At 50.0% G+C, this 23,869-nt stretch carries 20 protein-coding genes; 15 read left to right on the plus strand and 5 right to left on the minus strand.

Annotation, left to right across the window (positions count from 1 at the left end; translation table 11 throughout):
- Positions 1-3 precede the first annotated feature (3 nt).
- Both ABCW45_RS04790 and ABCW45_RS04795 read right to left on the minus strand, forming a co-directional pair.
- Positions 4-1,014 carry a FecCD family ABC transporter permease gene (locus ABCW45_RS04790; protein WP_117513713.1) on the minus strand — a complete coding sequence of 337 codons (1,011 nt, stop codon included), beginning with the start codon at positions 1,012-1,014 and terminating at the stop codon, positions 4-6.
- Positions 974-2,080 (minus strand): ABC transporter substrate-binding protein, encoded by a 1,107-nt coding sequence (locus ABCW45_RS04795; RefSeq protein ID WP_343220391.1) that lies wholly within the window; start codon positions 2,078-2,080, stop codon positions 974-976. The genes ABCW45_RS04790 and ABCW45_RS04795 overlap by 41 nt, the downstream gene beginning before the upstream one ends.
- A gap of 194 nt (positions 2,081-2,274) precedes the next feature.
- Between ABCW45_RS04795 and ABCW45_RS04800 the strand changes: the two genes are divergently transcribed.
- From ABCW45_RS04800 to ABCW45_RS04815, 4 genes are all read left to right on the plus strand, one after another.
- Positions 2,275-3,063 (plus strand): FAD binding domain-containing protein, encoded by a 789-nt coding sequence (locus ABCW45_RS04800; protein WP_117483752.1) that lies wholly within the window; start codon positions 2,275-2,277, stop codon positions 3,061-3,063.
- A gap of 61 nt (positions 3,064-3,124) precedes the next feature.
- Positions 3,125-3,607, plus strand: coding sequence for a (2Fe-2S)-binding protein (locus ABCW45_RS04805; RefSeq protein ID WP_117471634.1), 483 nt, complete (start codon positions 3,125-3,127; stop codon positions 3,605-3,607).
- Positions 3,604-5,904: a xanthine dehydrogenase family protein molybdopterin-binding subunit gene (locus ABCW45_RS04810; RefSeq protein WP_343220392.1), complete on the plus strand. Its 2,301-nt coding sequence runs from the start codon at positions 3,604-3,606 to the stop codon at positions 5,902-5,904. Before ABCW45_RS04805 ends, ABCW45_RS04810 begins: the two co-directional genes overlap by 4 nt.
- A 181-nt stretch (positions 5,905-6,085) precedes the next feature.
- Positions 6,086-6,541, plus strand: coding sequence for a type IV pilin protein (locus tag ABCW45_RS04815; protein WP_343220393.1), 456 nt, complete (start codon positions 6,086-6,088; stop codon positions 6,539-6,541).
- Between the two features lie 172 nt (positions 6,542-6,713).
- Here the strand turns inward: ABCW45_RS04815 and citX are convergent, their stop codons facing one another.
- Both citX and citC read right to left on the minus strand, forming a co-directional pair.
- Complete coding sequence (citX, locus tag ABCW45_RS04820) at positions 6,714-8,219, minus strand: citrate lyase holo-[acyl-carrier protein] synthase (RefSeq protein ID WP_343220394.1); 1,506 nt, start codon at positions 8,217-8,219, stop codon at positions 6,714-6,716.
- Positions 8,220-8,519: 300 nt separating this feature from the next.
- The gene (gene citC, locus ABCW45_RS04825) at positions 8,520-9,536 is read right to left on the minus strand and encodes a [citrate (pro-3S)-lyase] ligase (protein ID WP_117483755.1); all 1,017 of its coding nucleotides are present in this window, start codon (positions 9,534-9,536) and stop codon (positions 8,520-8,522) included.
- A gap of 532 nt (positions 9,537-10,068) precedes the next feature.
- Between citC and ABCW45_RS04830 the strand changes: the two genes are divergently transcribed.
- The 7 genes from ABCW45_RS04830 to ABCW45_RS04860 all read left to right on the plus strand — a co-directional run bounded on the left by ABCW45_RS04830 (position 10,069) and on the right by ABCW45_RS04860 (position 16,549).
- A complete protein-coding gene (locus tag ABCW45_RS04830) occupies positions 10,069-11,127 on the plus strand; it encodes a tRNA dihydrouridine synthase (RefSeq protein WP_425518592.1) in 1,059 nt (352 codons plus the stop codon).
- Between the two features lie 14 nt (positions 11,128-11,141).
- Positions 11,142-11,612, plus strand: a complete 471-nt coding sequence (locus tag ABCW45_RS04835) for an LURP-one-related/scramblase family protein (protein WP_343220396.1) — start codon at positions 11,142-11,144, stop codon at positions 11,610-11,612.
- A gap of 68 nt (positions 11,613-11,680) precedes the next feature.
- Positions 11,681-12,097: a PaaI family thioesterase gene (locus ABCW45_RS04840; protein WP_015553277.1), complete on the plus strand. Its 417-nt coding sequence runs from the start codon at positions 11,681-11,683 to the stop codon at positions 12,095-12,097.
- A gap of 188 nt (positions 12,098-12,285) precedes the next feature.
- On the plus strand, positions 12,286-12,654 hold the full coding sequence (locus ABCW45_RS04845; protein ID WP_117471638.1) for a hypothetical protein: 369 nt from the start codon (positions 12,286-12,288) through the stop codon (positions 12,652-12,654).
- A gap of 229 nt (positions 12,655-12,883) precedes the next feature.
- Positions 12,884-13,693: a carbon-nitrogen hydrolase family protein gene (locus ABCW45_RS04850; RefSeq protein ID WP_117469189.1), complete on the plus strand. Its 810-nt coding sequence runs from the start codon at positions 12,884-12,886 to the stop codon at positions 13,691-13,693.
- 119 nt (positions 13,694-13,812) lie between these two features.
- Positions 13,813-14,772, plus strand: coding sequence for a threonine ammonia-lyase (locus ABCW45_RS04855; protein WP_015553313.1), 960 nt, complete (start codon positions 13,813-13,815; stop codon positions 14,770-14,772).
- 178 nt (positions 14,773-14,950) lie between these two features.
- Positions 14,951-16,549, plus strand: a complete 1,599-nt coding sequence (locus ABCW45_RS04860; protein WP_343220397.1) for an AAA family ATPase — start codon at positions 14,951-14,953, stop codon at positions 16,547-16,549.
- Between the two features lie 112 nt (positions 16,550-16,661).
- Here ABCW45_RS04860 and ABCW45_RS04865 read toward each other — a convergent pair whose 3' ends face one another.
- Positions 16,662-17,345 carry a helix-turn-helix transcriptional regulator gene (locus tag ABCW45_RS04865; RefSeq protein WP_015553315.1) on the minus strand — a complete coding sequence of 228 codons (684 nt, stop codon included), beginning with the start codon at positions 17,343-17,345 and terminating at the stop codon, positions 16,662-16,664.
- 871 nt (positions 17,346-18,216) lie between these two features.
- On the opposite strand from ABCW45_RS04865, the gene ABCW45_RS04870 reads away from it, so the two are divergent.
- The 4 genes from ABCW45_RS04870 (at position 18,217) to ABCW45_RS04885 (ending at position 23,530) form a co-directional block, all read left to right on the plus strand.
- Positions 18,217-19,026, plus strand: coding sequence for a polysaccharide deacetylase family protein (locus tag ABCW45_RS04870; RefSeq protein ID WP_117471640.1), 810 nt, complete (start codon positions 18,217-18,219; stop codon positions 19,024-19,026).
- Between the two features lie 93 nt (positions 19,027-19,119).
- Positions 19,120-20,454, plus strand: a complete 1,335-nt coding sequence (locus ABCW45_RS04875; RefSeq protein WP_117469301.1) for a replication-associated recombination protein A — start codon at positions 19,120-19,122, stop codon at positions 20,452-20,454.
- 334 nt (positions 20,455-20,788) lie between these two features.
- Positions 20,789-22,612 (plus strand): transcription termination factor Rho, encoded by a 1,824-nt coding sequence (gene rho, locus ABCW45_RS04880; RefSeq protein ID WP_117483756.1) that lies wholly within the window; start codon positions 20,789-20,791, stop codon positions 22,610-22,612.
- Between the two features lie 141 nt (positions 22,613-22,753).
- The gene (locus ABCW45_RS04885) at positions 22,754-23,530 is read left to right on the plus strand and encodes an IclR family transcriptional regulator (protein WP_117469192.1); all 777 of its coding nucleotides are present in this window, start codon (positions 22,754-22,756) and stop codon (positions 23,528-23,530) included.
- Positions 23,531-23,869: the final 339 nt, after the last annotated feature.

The following is a 23,869-nucleotide window of genomic DNA, read 5'->3' on the forward strand; positions in this document are numbered from 1 at the left end:
GACTCAGCTCCTCCTTTCCGAGAGAATCAGATAGATCAAAAACGGTGCACCGAGAAGCGATGTGAAGATACTCACAGGCAATTCCACCGCAGTCAGGGACTTCGCCAATACGTCCGCAGTGAGCAGCAGGACACTTCCGATGATCCCGCTCAAAAGACAGGATGACCGCCTGTTGTGCCCGGTGAGAAGTCTCGCCGTGTGCGGGGCGAGAAGACCGATAAAACTGATAAGCCCCGTGACGCTGACTGCGGCAGCCACCGTGAGTGTCGCGAGGAAAAGCACGAAAAACCTGGTCTTCTGGACAGAGACACCCAGCATTCGTGCCTCGTCCTCCTGCACCGACAGCGCCAGTATATGGCGGTGGAGCAGGAAAATAACGGCGGAGCTAAACAGAATGATCACAACAGGGAACGGGATCTTCGAGGCAGTGACGCCCGCAAGACTTCCCATGATCCAGTATTCGATGGAAGCCAGCTGTTTTTCCGGGTCAGCCATGAGCTTCAGCACCATGAGAAATGTCTGCGCCAGGGAGTGGACCGCGATCCCCGCGAGAACAATGGAAGAGTGTTCCTTTACTGGGGAAAGGGCGGTGAGTCCAAGGGACAGACAAACTGCGAGAAGTCCGCCGACAAACGCGAAGACCGTGGTGGACGGCGATGCAGCGGAGGTAAAAAGGATTGCGAAGGCGGCACCTGCGCTGGCACCGGAAGAGACGCCGATGATATCGGGGGACGCCAGCGGGTTCCGGAAGACCGTCTGGTAGACGAACCCGGCCACACCGAGGCCAAAGCCGCCGACGAGTCCCATGAGGGCGCGGGGCAGGCGGAGTATGGTAAAAGTGCGGACCGCCATTGGTTCCCCTGCGCAAAGATCCGCCAGGGAGATCGGGTACTTTCCGGTAGTCAGTGCTGAAACAAAGGCGATGACAAGAAATGTCATCGCCAGAGTTAAAATTGCCATTGTCCGGTTGGAATCAGTTTGCGCTTTCCGGAGTGAAGCCATAGAATGTTTCATAGAAATTCTTTTCTGTAGTCTTGAAATCGTCTTCAGTTACAACGTCCGGGTGAAGAATGGAAGCGACATAGTAGCTGCCTAAAAAGCTTGCCGGTACCGGGGAATCGAGAGCTTCGATGTCGCTCGGGATCTGGGCAATGTGTCCTTCTTTTACAGCTGTGCAGTCAGCGAGAGCGGAATCGTTCAGAACAGAGTCAACATCGTAGTCAGCGTCAGCAGCGAGTACGATGTAGTCTGGGTTCCAGGAGAGAATCTGCTCGTAGGAAGTATCTGCCCAGTATGTATCAGTGATGTCGGAAGCCGCGTTCACGCCGCCGGCGTTCTCGATCAGGGTGGACTGATACATCTCCGGACCAGCGGTCTGTAACAGAGCGCTGTTGCCTGCAAGGTATACGGACGGAGTCTCAACGCCGTCGAGGGATTTCTTTAAGCTCTCAAGAGCGTCGGAGATCCAGTACTCCAGCTCCTGGCCTTTCTCAACTACGTCTGCGGCTGTGGAGATCATGTCGATGGTCTCGAATAACTTTGTCTGGTCTTCCGGATTTACAGCGATTACGGTGAGACCAAGCTCTTCCATAGCCGGGATGGAATCTTTTAACTTTGTCGGAACGATCACAAGGTCCGGCTTTAATGCGGCACAGCCCTCAAGGTCAAACTCTTTCGCTGTTCCGACAGACGGGAGTTCTGTGAGTTCCGGAGCGCTTAATTTGTAGATGTTTCTCTTGTCGGCCTTTGCCTCAACGCCGACTAACTGGTCATCGAGACCAAGGGCGATCATCAGGCTTGTGGAGATATAGTAGCCGCTGACGAAGGATTCCGGATGTTTCTCGATCGTAACCTTACGGCCAAGATGGTCGGTGATGGTGACTGGATAGGTGACAGTCATTTCGTCGCCGGCCGCCGCAGATGTCTCAGCTGCGGATTCGGATGCGGCTTCTGTGGTAACTTCAGCAGCTGTCTCAGCCGCGGTCGTCGTGGATGCAGTGCTGTTTCCACATGCAGTTGTGCTCACGGATAATGCGAGAGCTAAGAGCAGGGCGGAAAGCTTCTTGAGATTTTTTTTCATGATCTTTTGTCCTCTTTCAATATTTTTGTGTTGAAATTTCGTTATGTTTTTTTAACTACAACGGAATTATAACAGAAAGTATGTTAAAATTAAAGTATATTTTACAACTGTTCGATAGGGATTACACGCTTGTCTGCGCAGGCTGTGAAAATGCTGGACAGATATGAAGTTTTTGTAGCGACAAGGAGCAAAGAATGAGAGTTATCAGGGAATATAAACGTGCGGAAAGCCTGGAAGAGGCATGGCAGTTAAATCAGAAGAAGAGCAACCGCGTGCTCGGCGGTATGGTCTGGCTGAAAATGGGAAAGATGCAGATCGGTACGGCGATCGACCTCTCCAGTCTCGGACTTGACACCATCGAGGAGACGGGGGAGGAATTCCGGATCGGCTGCATGGTGACACTGAGAGACCTGGAGCTTGATCCGGGACTCAATTCATACACGGACGGCGCGGCGAGGGAGTCCGTGCGCCATATCGTCGGGGTCCAGTTCCGGAATCTCGCGACAGTGGGTGGAAGTATTTATGGAAGATACGGATTTTCCGATGTGCTGACGATGTTTTTGACCATGGACAGCTATGTGGAGCTTTATAAAGGCGGGATCATTCCGTTAAAGGAGTATGCGAAGATGCCGTATGACAGGGACATCCTGGTGCGGCTCATCGTGAAGAAAGAAAAGGCAGCGTTCGATTACCAGTCTGTCCGCAACAGCCAGACAGACTTTCCGGTACTGACCTGCGCGGCGGCAAAGACGGAGGCAGGATACCGGTTTTCCATCGGGGCGAGACCTGGAAAGGCAGTACTTTTTGAACTTGCAGACGCGGATATTCAAGCCGCAGATGTGGAAAACATGGCAGAAAATGCGGCGAAATGTGTAAAAGAACAGGTCGAGACCGGCTCCAACACGAGAGGAAGCGCGGAGTACCGGAAACACCTGGCGGGAGTTCTGGTAAGGAGAGCTGTCTGTAAGCTGGCGGGAAAATAAGAAAGAATTCCAGCCGGATCAATCAGATGAAAGTGAAAAAAATTTATAGAGGAATTATATCATGAACATTACCATGACATTAAACGGAAAGAAGATCTCCGCCGACATCGACGCGGACATGCTTTTGATCGATTTTGTGCGGGATCACGGATGCTACAGCGTGAAGCGCGGCTGTGAGACATCAAACTGTGGTCTCTGCACCGTATTTTTAGACGAAAAACCTGTTCTCTCCTGCTCTGTGCTGGCGGCGAGAGCGGATGGAAGAACGGTTACAACACTGGAAGGCCTCCAGGAAGAGGCGGCAGAATTCGGTGCGTTTATCGCCGACCAGGGAGCGGAACAATGCGGATTCTGCAACCCGGGATTTATCATGAACGCCCTGGCGCTGTTCCGGGAAATAGAATATCCGAATGAGGACGAAATCAAGGAATATCTGGCGGGCAACTTATGCCGCTGTTCCGGCTACGAGGGACAGCTCCGCGGCATCCAGGCGTTCCTGGAATGGAAGAAGGAAAAGAACGGAAAGGAGGCGGCGGAGGCATGAAATATGTAAACAAGCCGGTGCGCAAAAAAGACGCTATGCAGCTCGTGACCGGAAAGCCGGTCTACATGGATGATATCGCGCCGAAGGACTGCCTGATCGTAAAGCTTCTCCGCTCGCCCCACGCAAATGCGATCGTGACTTCTATCAACAAAATCGCGGCGATGAAGGTGGACGGCATCGAGGCGATCTACACCTGGGAGGATATCCCGCAGGACGGAAGACGTTACACACAGGCAGGCCAGACCTACCCGGAGATGAGTCCCTATGACCGCCTGATCATGGACCGCCATGTCCGGTATGTGGGCGATGTGGTCGCCATCGTGGCAGGACGGGATGGGAAGTGCGTGGACAAGGCGCTGAAGCTCATCAAGGTCCAGTATGAAGTTCTTGAACCGATTCTGGATTTCCACAAGGCGAAGGACAATAAGATCTTAGTACACCCGGAAGACAACTGGGAGAGCCTTGTTCCGGTTGGGGCGGACAATAAGAGAAATCTTTGTGCCCACGACGAGACTGGATCCGGGGATATCGAGGAAGTCTTAAAGAACAGCGATGTGATCATCGACCACGTCTACCACACAAAGGCATGTCAGCAGACTATGATGGAGACGTTCAGGACCTTCTGTACCATCGACACCTACGGGCGTCTGAACGTGGTGAGCTCCACCCAGATCGTGTTCCACTGCAGAAGGATCCTCGCGAACGCCCTGCATATTCCAAAATCCATGATCCGTGTCAGCAAACCGAGGATCGGCGGCGGATTCGGGGCGAAGCAGACTTCCATCAGTGAAGTCTACCCGGCATATGTGACATGGATGACGAAGAAGCCGTCGAAGATCATCTTCACCCGGGAGGAGAGCATGACCGCCTCCACTCCGCGGCACGAGATGGAAGTCCATGTGCGCCTCGGCGCCAGCAAGGACGGAATCGTCAACGGAATCGACATGTACACGCTGTCCAACACCGGTGCCTACGGTGAACATGGACCGACGACTGTGGGACTTTCCGGACATAAATCCATCCCGCTTTATGGAAAGGCGAAGGCATTCCGATTCGTCAGCGATGTCGTGTATACAAACGTGATGTCCGCCGGCGCCTACCGCGGATACGGTGCCACCCAGGGTCTTTTCGCTGTGGAGTCTGCCGTGAATGAGCTGGCGGCGAAGCTGCATATGGATCCGTTTGAACTGCGGATGAAGAACATCGTCAAAGAGGGCGATGTGATGCCGGCGTACTACGGGCAGGTAAACACCAGCTGTGCCCTGGACCGGTGTCTGGAGCGCGTGAAGAAGATGATCGACTGGGATAATAAGTACCCGGTCCGCGATATGGGAAACGGAAAGGTCCGGGCCGTCGGCATGGGAATGGCGATGCAGGGCTCAGGTATCACATCGGTTGACGTGGGAAGTGCGACGATCAAGGTGAATGACGACGGATTTTATACATTAGCCATCGGGGCGGCGGACATGGGAACAGGCTGCGATACGATCCTGGCTCAGATCGCGGCGGAGGTCCTGGACTGTTCCATCGATGAGATCACGGTATTCGGCGCAGACACGGATACATCGCCTTACGATTCCGGATCCTATGCGTCCAGCACAACGTATGTTACCGGTAAGGCAGTAGAACAGTGTGCGCTGAAGGTGCGGGAGCAGATCTGCAAGCTAGGCGCGGAACTGTTAAAGTGTCCGGAAAGTGAAGTCGTGTTTGATGGAAAATTTGTGAAGCACGAGAATTCAAAGGAGATACAGGTCTCCCTCACAGATATCGCCACCGCCTCCCAGTGCGGCAACAATATCGCCCTGGAAGCCACCGTGACGAACAGCTCCCCGCTTTCTCCGCCGCCGTTTATGGTCGGCGCTGCGGAGGTTGAGGTGGATCTTGAGACCGGAGAGGCGAAGGTCATCGATTACGCGGCTGCGGTAGACTGTGGAACACCCGTAAATCCGAACCTTGCGAGAGTCCAGGCGGAAGGCGGTATTCTCCAGGGAATCGGCATGACACTGACAGAAAATATTACCTATAATAAGAAGGGAAAACTTGCGGAGAACTCCCTGATGCAGTATAAGATCCCGACCCGTATCGATATCGGACATATCTGTGTAGAGTTTGAGAGCAGCTACGAGGATGCGGGACCGTTTGGCGCGAAATCCATCGGTGAAGTCGTGATCAATACACCGCTTCCGGCTGTGTCGGATGCGATCTTTAACGCCACAGGAACCAGGTTCTACGAACTCCCGATCACACCGGAAAAGATCGCCATGGCAGTGGCAGAACGGGAGAAAGAACAGGCCTGATCTGGTGACATAATTTGGACAATAGAACGCCATGTGACCATATGTTATAAACAAAGAGTACAATTGTCTGTAACTTTACAGTTACAAGTACCCAATGTAACAAATAACCAGCCGGGGAATAACAGAATAACGGAAAATGTCATCGGGTACCCCGGTTCAACGAAGAAAGCTGGGGGTGAGTATGGCGAAAAGAAAGCAGAAAATGAAGAGACTGGATCATGGAGGATACTCGTTAGTAGAGCTGATGGTGGTAATTGTCATCATGGTGATCCTGGCTTCTGTGAGCATTGGAGTTTATAATGGTTACGTAAATCGCGCGAGGAGCGCAGTGTTCTATGAAAAGGGACATCGGATCGCGGAAGCGTTTAAAATTTGTGAAGCAGAATATGGTCTTTCCGGAGAATTCGATAAGCGTGAGATGGCGGAAGAAATCGGAAATATAATGAAAAAGCCGAATGATCCGGACAGCCCGCTCTATCTGTATGTGGGAGAAGACACGGATGACTGTACTGATTTCACCCTTTCCTTCAAGAATACCGGAGATGGAAAAATGGAGATCAATGGATTTACCTACACTGCAGATACGTATGAGATCAGATGGACTGAGGACGACGGCGTGAAGGTAACGATGGAGTAAGAAAAGGCCAGCAGCTCTTTAGATAAGCAGAGTTGCTGGCCTTTTCAGCAGTCAGATATTTAGAAGAAGCTGCCAACGGTGGAAGCTGCCGGTCTCACATACTCAGAAGAAATTACTGGCAGGGTGGAAAGAAGCGGTCCCCACGCGGTATGAGCAGCGCCTTTGGACCATCTTAAATATCCGCAATCATACCGGCAGATTCCAGAAAATAGAACATCAGGCTGACGGCGAGAAGGTCTGCGCAGCCGCCGGGACTTAAGTTGTCTGTGATGTACTGATGGTCCAGGGAGTTCAGGGTCTCTTTAAAATTTTCTTTTGTGACAGTGGAGAGCAGGCGCTTTGCCTGCTCTTTGCTTTTTTTCGCAAGCTCCGGCCCCCCCCTGTGAACCATATTGGTGTCGTCAACTTCAGAGATCAGGGTGAGAAGAGCCATGGCGGCGGCGTCATTTAAAGAGAAACCGGAGAAAAGCCATTTTTTCAGGGATGGCAGACCGATCTGGACTGCGGATGGGAAACCGGCAGCCGCCTCACCGCGGGCACCCTGGATACCGTAGGCGGTAAAGATGCGTTCCCCGTTCGTAGAAAGTGATACGAAATGTGTTCTGACGTCGGGGGCAGAAGCGCTTTGCGGATCGGACTGCATCTTGTCAGGTGTATGTCCGGAAATATGTTGGATTTCGGAACCGGGAAGCGGAGTCTGCACGTTCGGAAGTCGATGCAGATCTGCGAGAGAGCACTCCCCTAACTTCCTGCATTCCTGAAGCACATCCTCCAACGGCGGCGGAAGCTCCTGACCCGCGTGAACTTTTCCAAGCGCCCCGCAGAGGATCGCCGAGGCAAAGACAAGCCCCTTGTGGGTGTTGATCCCGCCCGTGGCGGAGAACATAGCGGCTTCGGCCCGTTGTCCGGCGTAGCGCAGCCGCTCAAAAAGCTGCCTGTCCGACTCACTGCTGTGATCCCATCCCAGGCAGAAGAATTCCCGGAACCAGGGGATCAGGGAGGCGCTGCTGTCAAGGAATGTAAAAAAGTCCATATCTTTGTGGGAGCCGGAGTTGTTCCGGTCCACCAGTCCCGGCTTCGGGGTGGTTGAAACCTCGTAGAGCAGTCCCCGTACCGCCGCGGAAGCCGCCTGATCAGCCGCCCGGTCCCGGAAGAATTCATGGAAGAGCTTTGCCGTCTGCCATTGGATCAGCTCCATGGAATGGGACTTTTTTTGTGCGCAGACATGGGCATCTTCCCCGCAGACAAGACAGGTTCTGGGGAGAAGTCCGAGATCATGCCGCTTTACGGAAATTCCATCGGGACCGCAGACGTCAAGGTTGAAGAGACGGCCCAAAGGGTGGCTTTCCTCGACGGAGACGAGAAATTTTTTGACCTGTATGGCCTGGGACTTTAAAAGAAAGAACGCGCAGTCACCGGTATTTTTCTCATAAACCTCCGTTTTCAGAACAGAGAAACGGGAGAGGCGGTCAGACAGTTCCCGTACTTCCTCCTGGAATGCCGCCCGGGCGAAGGGAAACGTCTTGACTGTCCCGGCAATATTTAAGGAAAACTCCACAAGACAGATCTCCCCGCCGGGGGTAAGAAGTTCCCATTTTTTCAGGACACGCTGGTCTCTGACGGCGCGAAGTTCCCCGGAAGTCACCGGTGAGCCGGTAATTACATTATTTAGGTTCATAAAAAACACTCCATTTGGAATTTAATTCGAACTCCCTGAATGCAGAAAATGCTGTGCAAAGACTTTTTGAACGCAGATAAGCATTCCCCCGCTTCAAGTGCGCGGAGCACTAAGCGGTGAGTGAGTGGGATGCTTATGTCAGTGGGAGTTGAAAGCTCCCACTGGCAGATCGCGAAGCGACTGCGTTCATGAGCAAGTAGCGAAGCGGATTGCGAATGTCCGCTTTACTTTCGCACAGCATTTCAGCTATCATGCATCTGGAAAAACGTCAGAGAACAGAATTGGCAGGAGAATTCGCAGTTACTTAAAGCTTTCCTTTAAATACTTCGCCGTACACTCCGGCACCAGCGACAGAACTTCGTCGGTCACGCCCTGCTCATCCAACAATTTCCGAACTCTGGAAGCACTGATGACCTCCGGCTTTCCATCCGGTCCCTCTGTGGTGATCCGGTCGATCTTGATGAAGGAGATGCCGTATTTTGGGAGAATGCGGATCATTGCCTCGTTGTAGCGTCTTGTTACCGGATCAAAAGGCTCTTCTCCGGCGAAACGTTTTGTAATATGAAGGATCGGAGCGATCCTCGACGCGAACAGCGTGATGTCGAGCTCACTCTGGATCTTCGCCGCGTCCTCGCAGTCCTTTAAGAAGTAGGTCGGGAATGTAGCGTTGGAGATCATATATGGACCGGATGGATGTACGATGACATTTGGAAGATGATCGGTTCCTTCACGGACAAGGCGGAGCCGGTCTGCAAACGGGAAACAGGAACGGTTCTCCTCAACCACGAAGATATGGAGCAGGGAACATGATTTTGCCGCATAAGTGATCAGCGCGAGATGACCTTTCGTGAAGGGATTGCAGTTCATGACGATACAGCCCACGTTCTCATCGGTATCTGTCCCGGCGAGAAATTTCTTATAATAGTTGTCCAGTCCGGATTTCTTATTTTCCAGCATCAGGACAGCTTCTGTCTCTGCCAGAGGATAAAATCCGCAGGATGTGAAAAGCACTTTGTTCTTCGGTCTGGTGATCACAAAAAGATCGTAATGCCCTGCCTCAAACCGGTTTTCGACAAGTCTGGACACGAGACTTCCGAGAGCATTCTGTCCTCTGAGACTCTCATCCACCGCAAAGCATTTTAAAAGATTTCCTGCGCAGCATCCGCATCCGGTGAGATTCTCATCGGAATCAAACACGCCGAACGCCGCTTCGATATCGTCCTCATAATTTAAATGATGCTTTGCGAGAAACTCCACAAGCATCTGTCTGTCATGGGAAAAACCAAGGGATAATTCATGAATACTGAGTTCTGTCATATAAAAGCACCTCCAAATGAGATAAACAGCAATGATGTCGTAATGGGACTATGAATATAGTATAGATGAAAAAAGGATAGTTTTCCAGAGAAAAGGCAGAGAAAAAAAGGGAAAATTGTAACAGGAAATTCACGGTTTGTCATTGGACTATACCAGATGTCATGACGGCTTTCGTTTCGAATTCTGCGGCACTTCGCACGCTTTAACAGTTTTATCAGTTCTGAGGTTTTCATATAGATTTCTTCTTTGATTATGACAGGTGCAGATGTGTTAGTCAATGAAAAATAGACACGTATTTATACGTGCAGAAAAATGAAATAGATTGTGTTAATAACTGCAGAAAAATGGTTAAGTGGACGAGCAGGTCCGAATGAGTCAGAGCAAAAGAAATAAGAATTGCTGTCAGATATCCATACCTTAGCATGTTATAGAAGATTTTATAATTTGCCCTGGCGTTCCAAATGTGGTACGATAAGAAAAACAGTTCAGGAAGAACTGTGAGTTTACGAAAAGATACGAGGAACATGACATGCTGCATCTATATTTCGCCCCATTAGAGGGAATCACAACATATCCATACAGGAATCTGCACCACAAGTATTTCGGTGGTGTGGACAAATATTTTACACCGTTTCTGGCACCGGGACCGGAGCAGGGGATGAGCGTGAAGGAGATGCGGGATGTGCTGCCGGAGAATAATGCGGGGGTACCGGTGGTGCCGCAGATTTTGACGAACCGGGCGGGAGATTTCCTTCTGGCATCAAAGAAATTGGCAGAGATGGGATACCGGGAGATCAACCTGAATCTTGGATGTCCGTCGGGGACGGTCACAGCGAAGAAAAAAGGTTCCGGTTTTTTACTTTACCCGGATGATCTGGATCGTTTTTTTGATGAAGTGTTCTCGGATGCGTCGGTGAGAAACGGGGAGTTCCAGATCTCTGTTAAAACCAGGATCGGAAAGAATGAAGTGGAAGAGTGGCCGGAGATCATGGCGGTCTACAACCGGTATCCGATCAGCGAGCTGACAGTGCATCCGCGAATCCAGAAGGAGTTTTATAAAGGCGTTCCCCATCTTGATGTATTTGCGGATATTTTAAAGGAGAGCCGGAATCCCATCGTGTACAACGGAGATCTGTTCACGGCAGAGCATATGAAAAAGTTCCGGGAGAAATTTCCGTCGGTGGAGAATGTGATGATCGGGCGGGGACTCATCAGAAATCCGGCACTGGCGGAGTTGATAAAAATAGAAGAAGCCGGTGTGGAAAATGTCCAGGTCTGTGCAGGAACAGAAACCGGAAACAAAGAGACATCACCGGAGCAGACGGAAAAGACAGTATCGGAGTCCAGAAATACGGGAGACAATCTCATGCCCCGGATCCGTGCCTTCCACGATGAGATTTTTGAATACTACCGCGAGACCATGTCCGGTGATAGAAATCTTCTTTTCCGTATGAAAGACCTCTGGAGCTATATGTTAGAGGAGGTTCCGGACAGTGAAAAATTGGCCAAAAAGATCCGCAAATCCCAGCATGTGCCGGAATATCTGGCGGCGGTGGATGAGGCATTTGCAGGATGGGAGCGGATGTTTTAAGAAAGGAGAAGCTTATGCAGCTACTGATCAAACAGAGAGTTTTCTCATGGACGGATACATATGATGTGTATGATGAGAAGGAAGAACCAAAATATTTTGTAAAAGCGGAATTTTTTGCGCTGGGGCATCAGATCCACGTATACGACAAGAGCGGACGGGAAGTCGGCATGGTGAAACAGCGCCTCCTTACCCTGCTTCCGGCATTCGATATCGAGATCGATGGAAAAGAATTCGGAAGTGTGCAGAAAGAGTTTTCCTTCTTTAAGCCGCAGTATGAACTGGATTACAACGGATGGCGCTGCGAGGGAGATTTTCTGGCCTGGGACTACGATGTGTATGAGGAGTGCTGTGCGGTGGTCCATATTTCAAAGAAGCCGTTTCATTGGGGCGATACCTATGTGATCGACATTCTGGATCCGAAGGACGAAATTATGGCACTGATGCTGGCGATCGCCATCGACGCGGCGAACTGCACGAATAAATAATCATCGTCACAGACAGAAGATCATGTGAAAAAGCAGAAGGACAGAAGTAGAAATATGGAGGAAATGATATGGAGAATCCCGGAAAAGAAACGTATGTAGAACAGATGGAGCGTGTGAATCAAACAAACCCATTTATGCTTCACAACAGGATCCGTGCGGTCGCATTATCGGAAGACCGGGCCGAGGTCCGGGCTGAGATCACAGAGGATTCCCTGAATGCCATGCAGACCGTCCACGGCGGCCTGATGTTCGTGATGGCGGAGGTTGCCGCGGGACTTGTAACGAGGAATGACGGAAGAAAATATGTGACTCTGGACAGCTCCTTCCGTTTCCTTCGCGGCAGCAGCGCAAAAAACATTCAGGGGCTGGCGAAGATCACAAAGCGCGGGAAGACCGTCTGCTTTACAAAAGCCGAGGTCGTGGAGACCGATACGGGGAAGCTCCTGGCAGAAGGAGAATTTACGTTTTATTGTATGGGTGAGTAGGGATAAAAACAAAAATCCGGCAATAACACGTGTTTTCGAAACCTATCTCGGCGAGCCCTACGGGGAAAAGTCACACAATCAACAGTTCATATCAGATCCGCTTTTTTAGGATTGTTGAAAAAATACAATTTGAGGGGGGGATTTTTATCACAGAAAAGGATTATTATCAGGCGGGAAAGGCGGTGTATATGATCCAGAATATGAATCAGACATTAAACCAACCGTTTGGTGATGGGGCACATATTCTATATGTGAACGGAGAGTACCGTGACGATTCCGCCATTGGAAAGCTGATGCATGATTTCAACTGCGCAGATGCAGATGACATGCATTACGGATTGCTGGCAGAAAGAACAAGGTATCTCAAGGAAAATTCGAAGGGAGTGAACGAGATGTACCGGACAATGGATGAGGTGGAAAAAGAGTGTTATGAGGAAGGACGAGAGACGCAGGCTGAATTGACGGCCATAAATCTTCGAAAACTAGGATTGCCGCTGGAGCAGATAGCCCATGCTGTTGGATTCCATGTGGAAAAGGTTGAAAAGTGGGTTAAGTAGGAAAAGAAAGATGGTGTGGGGATAAAGATAATCGGTCGATCGTAAAGAGCTGATAATGGGGGAAAGAACTGTGTACGATAAGAAAGAGACGGGGATGCCTGTCTCTTTCCGTATTCTGTCGGAATCTAAAAAATGGCTTTTTAGGGCCAAATAAAACACTGAATCTGTATATAGAAAAAGTGTGTGATATGTAGTATGATAAGGGAAATAAATTCTGTGGGAGAAAGACATGGAAAGCTTATTTGTTATGGCACAGGTCGCACCAACTGAATATCCAAAAGATAATCTCGAGAAAGCTGACAGCTTAGTAAAGGAAGCAGCAGAAAAATATCATCCGGGTATGATTATTTTTCCAGAAACTTTTATGAGCCGTTTTCCGGCTGGTACAGACATTGCAACAGCAAATGCGGTTGCGGAACCGCTGGACGGAGAATTTGTGCAGGGAATGAAAAAATTAGCCGCAGATCATGATGTATGGCTCACATTCGGAATGAAGGAGACCATTGAGGATCCGGCTGATCATCGCTGTTACAATACAGTTGTTATGGTGAATAACAAGGGAGAAATCGTACAGACTTACAGAAAAACGCATTTATATGATGCGTTCGGATACAAGGAATCCAATGAGTATAAAGCTGGAGACAAGTTCTTTGAGCCAGTAGATACTCCGTTTGGAAAGCTCGGTTTATTTGTCTGCTACGAAGTTCGTTTCCCGGAAGTAGCACGTTACCAGAAGGCCAAAGGAGCCGAGATTGTCATTATGCCGACTGCATGGTTCAAAGGCGATTTAAAGAGTCATCAGTTCCGTACACTGATTACCTCCAGAGCACTGGAAAACACATTTTTCGTACTTGCGTGTGATCAGTGCGGAGGCACAGCGATGGGTGAGAGTGTAGCAGTCGATCCGATGGGGGTTGCCTTTGCAGCTGGAAATGAAAGAGAAGAACTGATTCCGGTATATGTAGATACGGATCGGATCAAGGAAGTGGAGAGCAAACTTCCATCCTTTAAAGACAGAAGACCTGCCCTTTATATTTAGCTCAATCTCATATGTTTAAATACCCTTTTTTGGAGCCAGAGAAATCTGGCTCTCTTTTGTTTTACATCTGGGGTTTCGGATGGTACAATCAAAGCATCAACGCAGAGGAGGAAAAACATATGTCTCTTACCTTGGAAAAGATTTTTGAAGCGAAAAACAGGATCGCCCCGTACACGACGAGAACACCGCTCATCCGTCTGGAAAAGCTGGACGAGTACCTTGGCTGTCAGGTGTATCTGAAGGCGGAGTGCATGCAGATCACCGGCGCATTTAAGCTCCGCGGAGCAGTCAACAAGATCAGGATGCTGACACCGGAGCAGTTAAGCTGCGGGATCGTCGCGGCATCTTCGGGAAACCACGGAAAGGCAGTGGCGTATACTGCAAAGAAGCTTGGTGCAAAGGCGACGATCGTGATGCCGTATACGGCACCGGCTATTAAAGTAAATGCGATCAAAGAGCTGGGAGCGGAGGTCGTTCAGTGTGAGACATCTGAGCGGTTTGACGTTGCGGAGCGGATATGCAGGGAGAAAAATGCGACCATGGTTCCGCCGTACAACGACGAGGAGATTATGGCCGGACAGGGAACCGCGGGAATCGAGATTCTGGAACAGTGTCCGGAGATCGATACGATCATCGTTCCGGTCAGCGGCGGCGGACTCATCGGCGGTGTCTCAACGGCGGTAAAGGGTATGGATAACAGTGTTAAGGTCTACGGGGCAGAGCCGGCAGCGCTTCCGAGATACAGCGCAAGTCTGGCGGCCGGAAAGCCGGTGAAGGTTGAACAGAAGAAGTCTATCGCGGACGCTCTTGTGTCCCAGATGCCGGGAGACCAGTGCTATCCGTATGTGGCGGCGAACGTGGACGGATTTTTTGATGTGGAGGATGAGTATCTGTTAAAAGCATGGAAGCTGCTCCTGACAGAGGGAAAGATCTTCTGCGAGCCGTCCTCCGCCATCACCGTCGGTGCGGTCTTACAGGGACTTGCGAAGGTGAAAAAGGATGAGAAGGTCTGCTTCCTGATCTCAGGTGGAAGCGCGGGGCTGGATCAGCTGAAGGTGCTGGAGGATGTGACGATCTGACAGAAAATTGAACCTGCCGGTCTGGCAGACGTTCGGCTGATCATCGGTAGCTCGTGATCAGGACACTCTGTTATCGGAAGGGGTTTCATAAGGCATAAAGACGGACGGTTCTTGTGATCTCAATCAGAATCAGGTATAATAAGAGTAATATAAATATATTTCGCAGGGAGGGAGTCACATGGGAAGCTATCTGAATCCGGGAAGCAAAGGATTTCAGGAAAGTTTAAACTCGGAAATTTATATGGATAAAACAGGACTGATCGAGAAGACAAATGCGGTTCTGAATACCCGGCAGAAGTTCCTGTGTGTTAGTCGGCCAAGGCGTTTTGGAAAGTCAATGGCAGCAGATATGCTGGCTGCGTATTATGACCGGGGAGAGGATTCCTCCAGCTTGTTTGCGTCTCTAAAAATCAGCGGGGCAGCTTCTTACCATGCTCATCTGAACCAATATGATGTCATCAAAGTCAATATGCAGGAGTTTCTCAGCATGACCCACGACATGGATGATATGCTGGCCATGCTGCAGAAATACCTGGTGTTTGATCTTGTGGAACATTTTGGAGATATTCGGTTCCGGGATGAAAATAATCTGATTCAGGTGATGAAAGATATCTATGCGAAAACAAAGCGTTCTTTTGTGATTCTGATCGATGAGTGGGACTGCCTTTTCCGGGAGTATCAGCAGGATCAGAATGCGCAGAAAAAATATCTGGATTTTCTTCGCGCGTGGCTTAAGGACAAGGATTATGTTGCTCTGGCTTATATGACAGGAATTCTGCCTATAAAAAAATATGGATCCCATTCGGCACTTAACATGTTTACTGAGTATTCCATGACAGATCCTGGTGATATGGCAGAATATTTTGGATTTACAGAGCAGGAAGTATCGGACCTGTGTAAAAAGTATCAAATGAGTTTCGATGAGGCAAAACAGTGGTATGATGGATATGATCTGATTGCTCATCATCAATCGGGTGACAGATATTACTCTATGTACAGTCCAAAGTCTGTTGTTGAAGCCATGCTGCGGCACAAATTCGGTACTTATTGGAATCAGACAGAAACATATGAAGCTCTGAAGATTTATATCCAAATGGATATGGATGGTCTGCAGGATTCAGTGGTGAGAATGCTTGCAGGTGAGTCGGTATCAATCAATATTGGAACATTCAGCAATGATATGACCACATTTGCGACAAAAGATGATATTCTGACATTACTGGTTCATCTTGGATATTTAACCTATGACAGTATCAGAGAAACTGCAGCGATACCAAACAAAGAGGTTTCACAGGAGTATGTAAATGCGATCAGTACAATGAACTGGCATGGAGTTGCAGATTCCGTGGAGTCATCCAGAAAATTATTAGAGGCATTGTGGGCAATGGATGCGGATACTGTCGCCTCCGGAATTGATAAAGCGCATGAGGAAATGTCTATTCTTCAATATAATGACGAGAATTCGCTCAGTTGCACGGTCAATCTTGCATTCTATTTTGCACGGGAATACTATACGATGATCCGCGAATTACCTTCAGGAAAAGGTTTTGCTGATATATGTATGATTCCGCGCAAGACGCATCTGGATAAACCGGCGGTGGTGATTGAACTGAAGTGGGATAAAAGCGCAGCCGGTGCGCTGAACCAGATCAAAGAAAAGAATTATGGAAGTGCTTTAAAAGATTATCAGGGAAATCTGCTATTGGTTGGAATTAATTATGACAGAGTGACTAAGAAACATGAATGTGTTATTGAGGTGGCACAGAAACAGCTCTAATAGAATGGGCTTTTTGTTTGCAGCTATGCAGGTACTGAACAGTTGCGAGAAATGTAAACCGGAGTACAAGTATATCAAGATGCCTGTACTCCGGTTTTTTATGAGAAGCGAGCTATTCTTCGCTGCTGTTATCCCCACGTCCGCTCCGTGCTTCCTCAAGGTAGTTGTAGAGCGTATATTTTGATACCTGAAGCGTCTCGCAGAGAAGAACGCTGGTCTTGGAAATTTTGAAGACACCCTTCTGGTCGAGGTAGTCCAATGCGCGGATCTTTTCCTCCTTGTTCATCAGTCCCATCGGTTTTCCGACCAGAAGCTCCGCCTGTTTCATGTAGTACTTAAGAATGTCATCCACATTTTTTGTGGCCAGGGCATCGATATCATTTGTCGGCGCGTGATGGGTCATCGGGTACTGAACAAAAGCACCCAGCGCACGCTGCGCATTCAGGAGATCCGAGACGTCCAGATTCACACAGACAGAGCCAACGATCTTTCCGTTTTCGTCCGGGATCAGCGTGGTGAAAGATTTATAGAAACGGTCTTTCGGTCCATTGGAGAAGGTCTGAATGCTGTCTTTCATCGGCTCGATATCTTTTCCGAGCTGCGTGATCATTCCGCCCTTCGGTGAACCGCCAACCGCACGGCCACTGACTGCCGGGTTTAAGGCGTAAACGATGGTGTGATCGTATCCTTTCCGATAATCGTGGATCAGGATCTCACTGTTTTCGCCTAAAAATTTCTGGAGTCCCTCGAGAAAACGGATCAGAAAGTCAAAGTCAAGATACTGGGAAATTTCCATAAATGTACCCCCATAAGATAAGCGTCAAAAACGGACATCTCCCCCGGGGTGTTCGCCGTATATACGCTATGTGAAAAAAATAACAAAACAGAGGTATAAAGAAATGCCTCTGCAGGCTTCGATGTAAGTCCAGAATAGCATATAACAAACTGTTTGTCAACAAAATAACATTAATGCAAACAAAAAGTTTGAAATAACTATTGACATTCCATATAGTATGGCATATAATGAAGACACCAAACAAAAAGGAAGGAAAACAAACTTTCAGTTATAAATACCCATCCTTTTCCGGACCAGGGATCCACTCACAGGGATCCCGAGTCCACCCACTTGAGACAGATGTATTTCACTCCTTGTTATAGAAAACATGCAATGATAGCGGTACTGAACAGTTACGAGATCATGCAGCTATGAAGACGCCGGATCGTTGCAGAATCACATCGTGGTGGATGTGATAGAGACCGGTTTTCTGGCAGATTGGATGCCTGCCAGGAAAATGGAAGGCCGGGAGGCCCGCTGTCTCGCCACGGCGAAAAAATTCATGTTCCCGGTGTGGATTTCCCTGAAAAGGGAAATATTATGGTACATATTGAGCAGGCAGAGCCCCTGAAGCAGCTTATCCCCAATACAGCTGTTTCAGGGGCTTTGTCTTTTTTGAGGGAGAAAACAGAGCGGTAAAGTGTGGGGCGGCCGCATATATTGTATCGATGTAACTGTTCAGTAGGTCTGCGCATTTACTGCGCTGACCGTAAGAAAACTTAGAATAGAAGGCAAAAATCCTATCGGCACAGCCGATTTGGAATGGATTTTTGCGCGTAACTGTGAGTACCGAACAGTTACGTATCGGTAATACATGCAGCTGGAGGAGCGTATGAAATTCAAACAGAAAGTTTTTATTTTTATTGTGATCCTGATCGTGGATATGATCCTGGCTTGGGGGGCAGTGCGGATGTGGAAGGGAAGAGGGGAAATATTTGATACGCACGAGGGAAAACCGGTCGATACGGGAAGAATCCCTGTGCCGGGCGAAGGGATGACCACTGAGGTTTCGGGACATGATCACAGCGGAGCCGGACGATCGGAAAAGGCTGTATCAGATCTGTACGGCCAGCAGGAAGACATCGCAAAAAAGTATACGGCACTCACCTTTGATGACGGCCCGAATCCCAAATACACAAAGCCGCTCTTAGACGGCCTCAGGGAACGCGGAATCCGCGTGACCTTTTTCCTCGTGGGCGAATGCATCGACGGAAATGAAGATCTCGTAAAGCAGATGGCAAAGGACGGACATCTCATTGGTGTTCACTGCCTGACCCACAAAGACCTCACAAAAGAGAAGCTTTCCGACGCAGCGAAAGAACTCTGTGACACACGGGAGAAGATCCGGGCAGTAACCGGGGACTGGCCGGAGTATGTCCGTCCGCCATATGGGAGCTGGAATGCGAAGCTGGAGGAGGCTGTGGACATGATTCCCGTATTCTGGGATGTGGACTCCATCGACTGGCGGTTGAAAAATACGGAGAAAGTCACCGCAAAAGTGGTGAAAGATACGGAGGACGGGGACATTATCCTGATGCATGACGAGTTCAAAACCTCTGTGGAAGCGGCGTTCCGAATCATTGACAACCTGACAGCGAAAGGGTATACTTTTGTTACAGTAGACGAACTGATGGTCGATTAAGACCTGCAAAAAGAGCGGTAATGGATGCAGCGCGCAGATGGGTGATATTTCATGCGGAAACGGAGCGCTGCAAAACGCAGAAAGGCAGCTGCCATGGATTTATTTGACTATATGAGAGCGAACACGATGGAAAAGGAGTCGCCGTTAGCATCCAGGATGCGTCCGACGACTCTGGACGAGGTGGTCGGGCAGAAACATATTATCGGGAAGGACAAGCTCCTCTACCGTGCGATCAAGGCGGATAAGCTTGGATCCGTGATCTTTTACGGCCCGCCGGGAACGGGAAAGACGACTCTGGCGAAAGTGATCGCAAATACGACAAGTGCCCGGTTCGAGCAGATCAATGCGACTGTAGCCGGGAAAAAAGATATGGAAGAGATCGTAAAGAACGCCAAGGATTCCATCGGTATGTACGGGCAGAAGACGATCCTCTTCGTGGACGAGATCCATCGCTTTAATAAGTCCCAGCAGGACTATCTGCTTCCGTTTGTTGAGGATGGAACGATCACCCTGATCGGCGCGACAACGGAGAATCCGTACTTTGAGGTGAACAACGCCCTGCTGTCAAGATCCAGGATCTTTGAGTTAAAACCGCTGGAAAAGCAGGATATCCGGGAACTTGTGATGCGGGCGGTTTATGATACGGAAAAAGGAATGGGAACCTACGGCGCCGATATTACCGACGAGGCGGCGGATTTCCTGGCGGATGTGGCGAACGGCGACGCGAGAGCGGCGTTGAACGCAGTGGAGCTGGGAATCCTGACGACAGATAAATCCGATGACGGAAAGATCCATATCACGATCGATGTGGCGGCGGAATGTATCCAGAAACGGGTGGTGCGCTATGACCATGACGGGGACAACCACTACGATACGATCTCCGCGTTCATTAAGAGCATGCGTGGTTCTGACCCGGACGCTGCGGTCTACTACCTGGCGCGGATGCTGTATGCCGGCGAGGACGTGAAATTTATTGCCCGACGGATCATGATCTGTGCGTCGGAGGACGTGGGAAACGCGGACCCGAACGCCCTGGTGGTGGCGGTGAGCGCGGCCCAGGCCGTTGAGCGGATCGGCATGCCGGAGAGCCAGATCATCCTCTCCCAGGCGGCAGCTTATGTCGCCACCGCGCCGAAGAGCAACGCGGCATACATGGGGATCGCAAAAGCGATGAAGACCGTGGCGGATACGCGGACCATGCCGGTACCTGCCCATCTTCAGGACAGGCACTACAAGGGCGCTGAAAAGCTTGGACATGGTCTCGGCTACAAGTATGCCCACGACTACCCGAACCACTATGTCACCCAGCAGTACCTGCCGGACGGAATGGAGGGAATGCGGTTCTATGAGCCGTCGGAGAACGGGTATGAGAAGAAGATCCGGGAGCATATGGAGTTTATCAAGAGAGAAGCCGGGGAGACAGAATAAGGAATTTTGTGAAATAATTCGCTGAGCTGCCTGAGCGCTGTATACGCGGTAAGACAATTAAGCTGTAGATGCTGCAGACAATAAAGAAAGAGGGAACTGTGCAGATGCTTCGTATTCCAAATCTGTAAAATTCCCTCTTTCTTTTTTATAATGTGTGCGTTATAATGAGATATACTGATCCTCCGATACTGCGTAATTGCGGTGATCCCATCGGAGAAGAGTTTCAAATCTAATGGTTCAAAGGCAGCCGGTCCGGGGACGGAGAGGCTGTTACAATCTTTTATGATTCCCAACGAGACGATAAAACCGGAATAAGAATGAAGGAGTATCCATTATGCGTGAAAAATTAGCGACATTACCGCTGACTCAGTTAAAAGAGCTGGCAAAGAGCCAGGGAATCAAGAATATCAGCGGCTTACGAAAAGCAGAATTAATTGACCGTCTCTGCGAGACAGCGGAGAGCGCCGACAGCCAAAAGGCAGCGGCGGGAAACAGTGAAAATAGAGAAAGTACAGCAGTGCCGGCACAGGGGACAGCTGTAGAGGCAGCAGCTTCTGGAAACGGTTTTGGAAGCGCGAGAACGGAAAGCGCGGCACCGGAGAGGGCGTCTGCGGCATCGGAGCGTGCAGACCGTCAGGAACATACAGGACGTCAGGAGAGAACCGAACGCTATGAGAGATCTGATCGTCAGGACCGCGGCGAGCGCCAGATGAGAAATGACCGCCAGGGCGGATACCAGAGCCGCCAGAATAACTACAGAGAACGCCAGAATAATTACCAGGACCGTCAGGGCAGCTATCAGGACCGTCAGAGCGGCAGTTATCAGGACAGACAGAACAGCCAGTCCGCAGGTCAGGATGCACAGACACAGGGCACTTCCTATCAGGACCGCCAGAGCCAGAACAGTGTCCAGGACGCCCAGGGCATCCAGGAGAGCATAAGAACCTACCAGGCAGGTTACCAGACAAGAAACCAGGGAACCCAGAGCTACACTGCGGACCCGAAGAACGACCTCCAGGACCTTGACAGCGGCATCGAGGCAAACGGAATCCTGGAAGTTATGCCGGATGGCTTCGGATTTATCCGCTGCGAGAACTTCCTCCCGGGCGACAACGACGTCTATGTAGCTCCGTCCCAGATCCGCCGCTTCAATATGAAGACCGGTGATATCATCCGCGGAAGCCGCAGAGTGAAATCCGCAACAGAGAAATTTGCGGCACTCCTCTATGTGAAGACGATCAACGGCTACCCGACAAGTGTCGTGGAACGCCGCCCGAACTTTGAGGACCTGACCCCGATCTTCCCGAACCAGAGATTGAATCTGGAAGTCAGAGGCGGAAAAAATACGACGGCCATGAGAGTCATGGATCTTCTCGCCCCCATCGGTAAAGGACAGCGTGGTCTTATCGTGTCCCCGCCGAAGGCAGGTAAGACGACCCTGTTAAAACAGGTGGCAAAAGCCGTGACGACAAACTATCCGGACATGCATATGATCATCCTCCTGATTGACGAGCGTCCGGAGGAAGTCACAGATATCAAGGAATCCGTTGTGGGACCGAACGTGGAAGTCATCTATTCCACCTTCGACGAGCTCCCGGAGCGCCACAAACGCGTTTCTGAGATGGTGATCGAGCGCGCGCGACGTCTTGTAGAGCATGGACGCGACGTGATGATCCTTCTGGATAGTATTACGAGACTGGCGAGAGCCTACAACCTCGTTGTTCCGCCTAGCGGACGCACACTTTCCGGCGGTCTTGATCCGGCGGCTCTCCACATGCCGAAGCGATTCTTCGGTGCAGCGAGAAACATGAGAGAGGGCGGAAGCTTAACGATCCTCGCAACAGCCCTCGTCGATACCGGAAGCCGTATGGATGACGTGATCTACGAGGAATTTAAGGGTACCGGCAACATGGAACTTGTACTCGACAGAAAACTTTCCGAGAAGAGGATCTTCCCGGCCATCGATATCTTAAAGTCCGGCACAAGACGCGACGACCTCCTGCTTACGAGCGAGGAAGCGGAAGCTGTGGATATCGTTCGCAAGGCGACAAACTCCATGAAGGCAGAAGAATCTGTGGAGAAGATCCTGGATATGTTTGCCCGCACAAGGACGAACAGAGAGTTCGTGGAAATGACGAAGAAGACACGGTTTATATGATCGGCAGTGGACTGCGCGGCAATCCTGCAGATTTGCCAAACAGGCACAAATTAAGAAATTGTGCAGGAAGCTGCAGTTATATCTGCGCGAATACCCGGCTGGCAGGAATGATCTGCCGGGTTAGATAGGAGAACAAGCAGAATGGAAGAAACAGGAAAAAATCCGATCCAGGTCGCAGAGCGCCTGTTCCAGGTGATCGAGCGTCTGGCGGAAAATGGCCCTATGGGGATCATGGATCTGAGCGCTGAGCTTGGATTTCATAAGAGCACGACGCACCGCCTCGTGACATCACTCCAGTACATGGGCTATATCCGTCAGGACGAGGAATCCTTAAAATATGCGCTGTCCTTAAAATTTCTGGAGATCGGAAGTAAGATCCTGGAACAGACGAATATGGCGTCCCTGATCCATCCGTCTCTGAAGAAGCTCTCGGAGCAGACGGGAGAGACGGTGCATCTGGTCCGCAGAGAGGGAACGGAGGCCGTGTATATCGATAAAGTGGAGTCCACAGTCAGCTCGATCCGCATGGTGTCGAGAGTTGGGAGCCGGATCCCGTTATACTGCTCCGGTGTCGGCAAAGCGCTGCTTGCGGAATTGCCGGATCCTGAGATCGAAGATATCTGGAACAGTTCTGAGATCACCTCCCTGACACCGTATACAGTGACGAGTCTGTCAGATCTCATGGATCGGATCCGCGGGGTGCGGGAAGCCGGATATGCGATGGATGATGAGGAGAACGAGGAAGGTGTACGCTGTATTGCGGTCAGCATCCCGGACTACCACAAGGAGCCGGTCTATGCCCTCAGCATCTCCGCCCCTGTAAGCCGCATGACCGATGCCCGGATCGCGGAGCTTTCCACAGATGTGCTGACGTTTAAGAAGGATCTGGAGAAGACACTGGGATTTTCCAGAAGTTGAGAATAATGGTGCAGGCAGCAGATAGTTACTGGACACAGGCAGGAATTTTCTGAACTGAAAATTCCGTACAATACAATGGTGGCAGTGGATTTTGCCGATCTGGAATGCGAAGCATCGGCAAAATCAGTTACTGTTTGCGCAAGGAGGAACAGTAACTGCATATAAAAATACAGCTTTAAACGTGTGTTGGGATATTGCAAATAAAAAATACATATGATATAATGCCGTTAGGCAAAGAAAATAAAAACTGCATATAGCAAAAAAGAAAGAACCCCTCAGTACTGCGAATACTGAGGGGTTCTTCTTATTTTTTTATGGTGGACAAGAAACCACCAGGCT

Source organism: Pilosibacter fragilis, from assembly GCF_032490495.1.
Lineage (GTDB): Bacteria > Bacillota > Clostridia > Lachnospirales > Lachnospiraceae > Pilosibacter > Pilosibacter fragilis.

What these genes read in the sequence shown, in the direction of transcription:
- ABCW45_RS04790 (WP_117513713.1), bottom strand. Translation starts at nt 1,014, where the DNA reads ATGAAACATTCTATGGCTTCACTCCGGAAAGCGCAAACTGATTCCAAC.
- ABCW45_RS04795 (WP_343220391.1), bottom strand. Translation starts at nt 2,080, where the DNA reads ATGAAAAAAAATCTCAAGAAGCTTTCCGCCCTGCTCTTAGCTCTCGCA.
- ABCW45_RS04800 (WP_117483752.1), top strand. Translation starts at nt 2,275, where the DNA reads ATGAGAGTTATCAGGGAATATAAACGTGCGGAAAGCCTGGAAGAGGCA.
- ABCW45_RS04805 (WP_117471634.1), top strand. Translation starts at nt 3,125, where the DNA reads ATGAACATTACCATGACATTAAACGGAAAGAAGATCTCCGCCGACATC.
- ABCW45_RS04810 (WP_343220392.1), top strand. Translation starts at nt 3,604, where the DNA reads ATGAAATATGTAAACAAGCCGGTGCGCAAAAAAGACGCTATGCAGCTC.
- ABCW45_RS04815 (WP_343220393.1), top strand. Translation starts at nt 6,086, where the DNA reads ATGGCGAAAAGAAAGCAGAAAATGAAGAGACTGGATCATGGAGGATAC.
- citX (WP_343220394.1), bottom strand. Translation starts at nt 8,219, where the DNA reads ATGAACCTAAATAATGTAATTACCGGCTCACCGGTGACTTCCGGGGAA.
- citC (WP_117483755.1), bottom strand. Translation starts at nt 9,536, where the DNA reads ATGACAGAACTCAGTATTCATGAATTATCCCTTGGTTTTTCCCATGAC.
- ABCW45_RS04835 (WP_343220396.1), top strand. Translation starts at nt 11,142, where the DNA reads ATGCAGCTACTGATCAAACAGAGAGTTTTCTCATGGACGGATACATAT.
- ABCW45_RS04840 (WP_015553277.1), top strand. Translation starts at nt 11,681, where the DNA reads ATGGAGAATCCCGGAAAAGAAACGTATGTAGAACAGATGGAGCGTGTG.
- ABCW45_RS04845 (WP_117471638.1), top strand. Translation starts at nt 12,286, where the DNA reads ATGATCCAGAATATGAATCAGACATTAAACCAACCGTTTGGTGATGGG.
- ABCW45_RS04850 (WP_117469189.1), top strand. Translation starts at nt 12,884, where the DNA reads ATGGAAAGCTTATTTGTTATGGCACAGGTCGCACCAACTGAATATCCA.
- ABCW45_RS04855 (WP_015553313.1), top strand. Translation starts at nt 13,813, where the DNA reads ATGTCTCTTACCTTGGAAAAGATTTTTGAAGCGAAAAACAGGATCGCC.
- ABCW45_RS04860 (WP_343220397.1), top strand. Translation starts at nt 14,951, where the DNA reads ATGGGAAGCTATCTGAATCCGGGAAGCAAAGGATTTCAGGAAAGTTTA.
- ABCW45_RS04865 (WP_015553315.1), bottom strand. Translation starts at nt 17,345, where the DNA reads ATGGAAATTTCCCAGTATCTTGACTTTGACTTTCTGATCCGTTTTCTC.
- ABCW45_RS04870 (WP_117471640.1), top strand. Translation starts at nt 18,217, where the DNA reads ATGAAATTCAAACAGAAAGTTTTTATTTTTATTGTGATCCTGATCGTG.
- ABCW45_RS04875 (WP_117469301.1), top strand. Translation starts at nt 19,120, where the DNA reads ATGGATTTATTTGACTATATGAGAGCGAACACGATGGAAAAGGAGTCG.
- rho (WP_117483756.1), top strand. Translation starts at nt 20,789, where the DNA reads ATGCGTGAAAAATTAGCGACATTACCGCTGACTCAGTTAAAAGAGCTG.
- ABCW45_RS04885 (WP_117469192.1), top strand. Translation starts at nt 22,754, where the DNA reads ATGGAAGAAACAGGAAAAAATCCGATCCAGGTCGCAGAGCGCCTGTTC.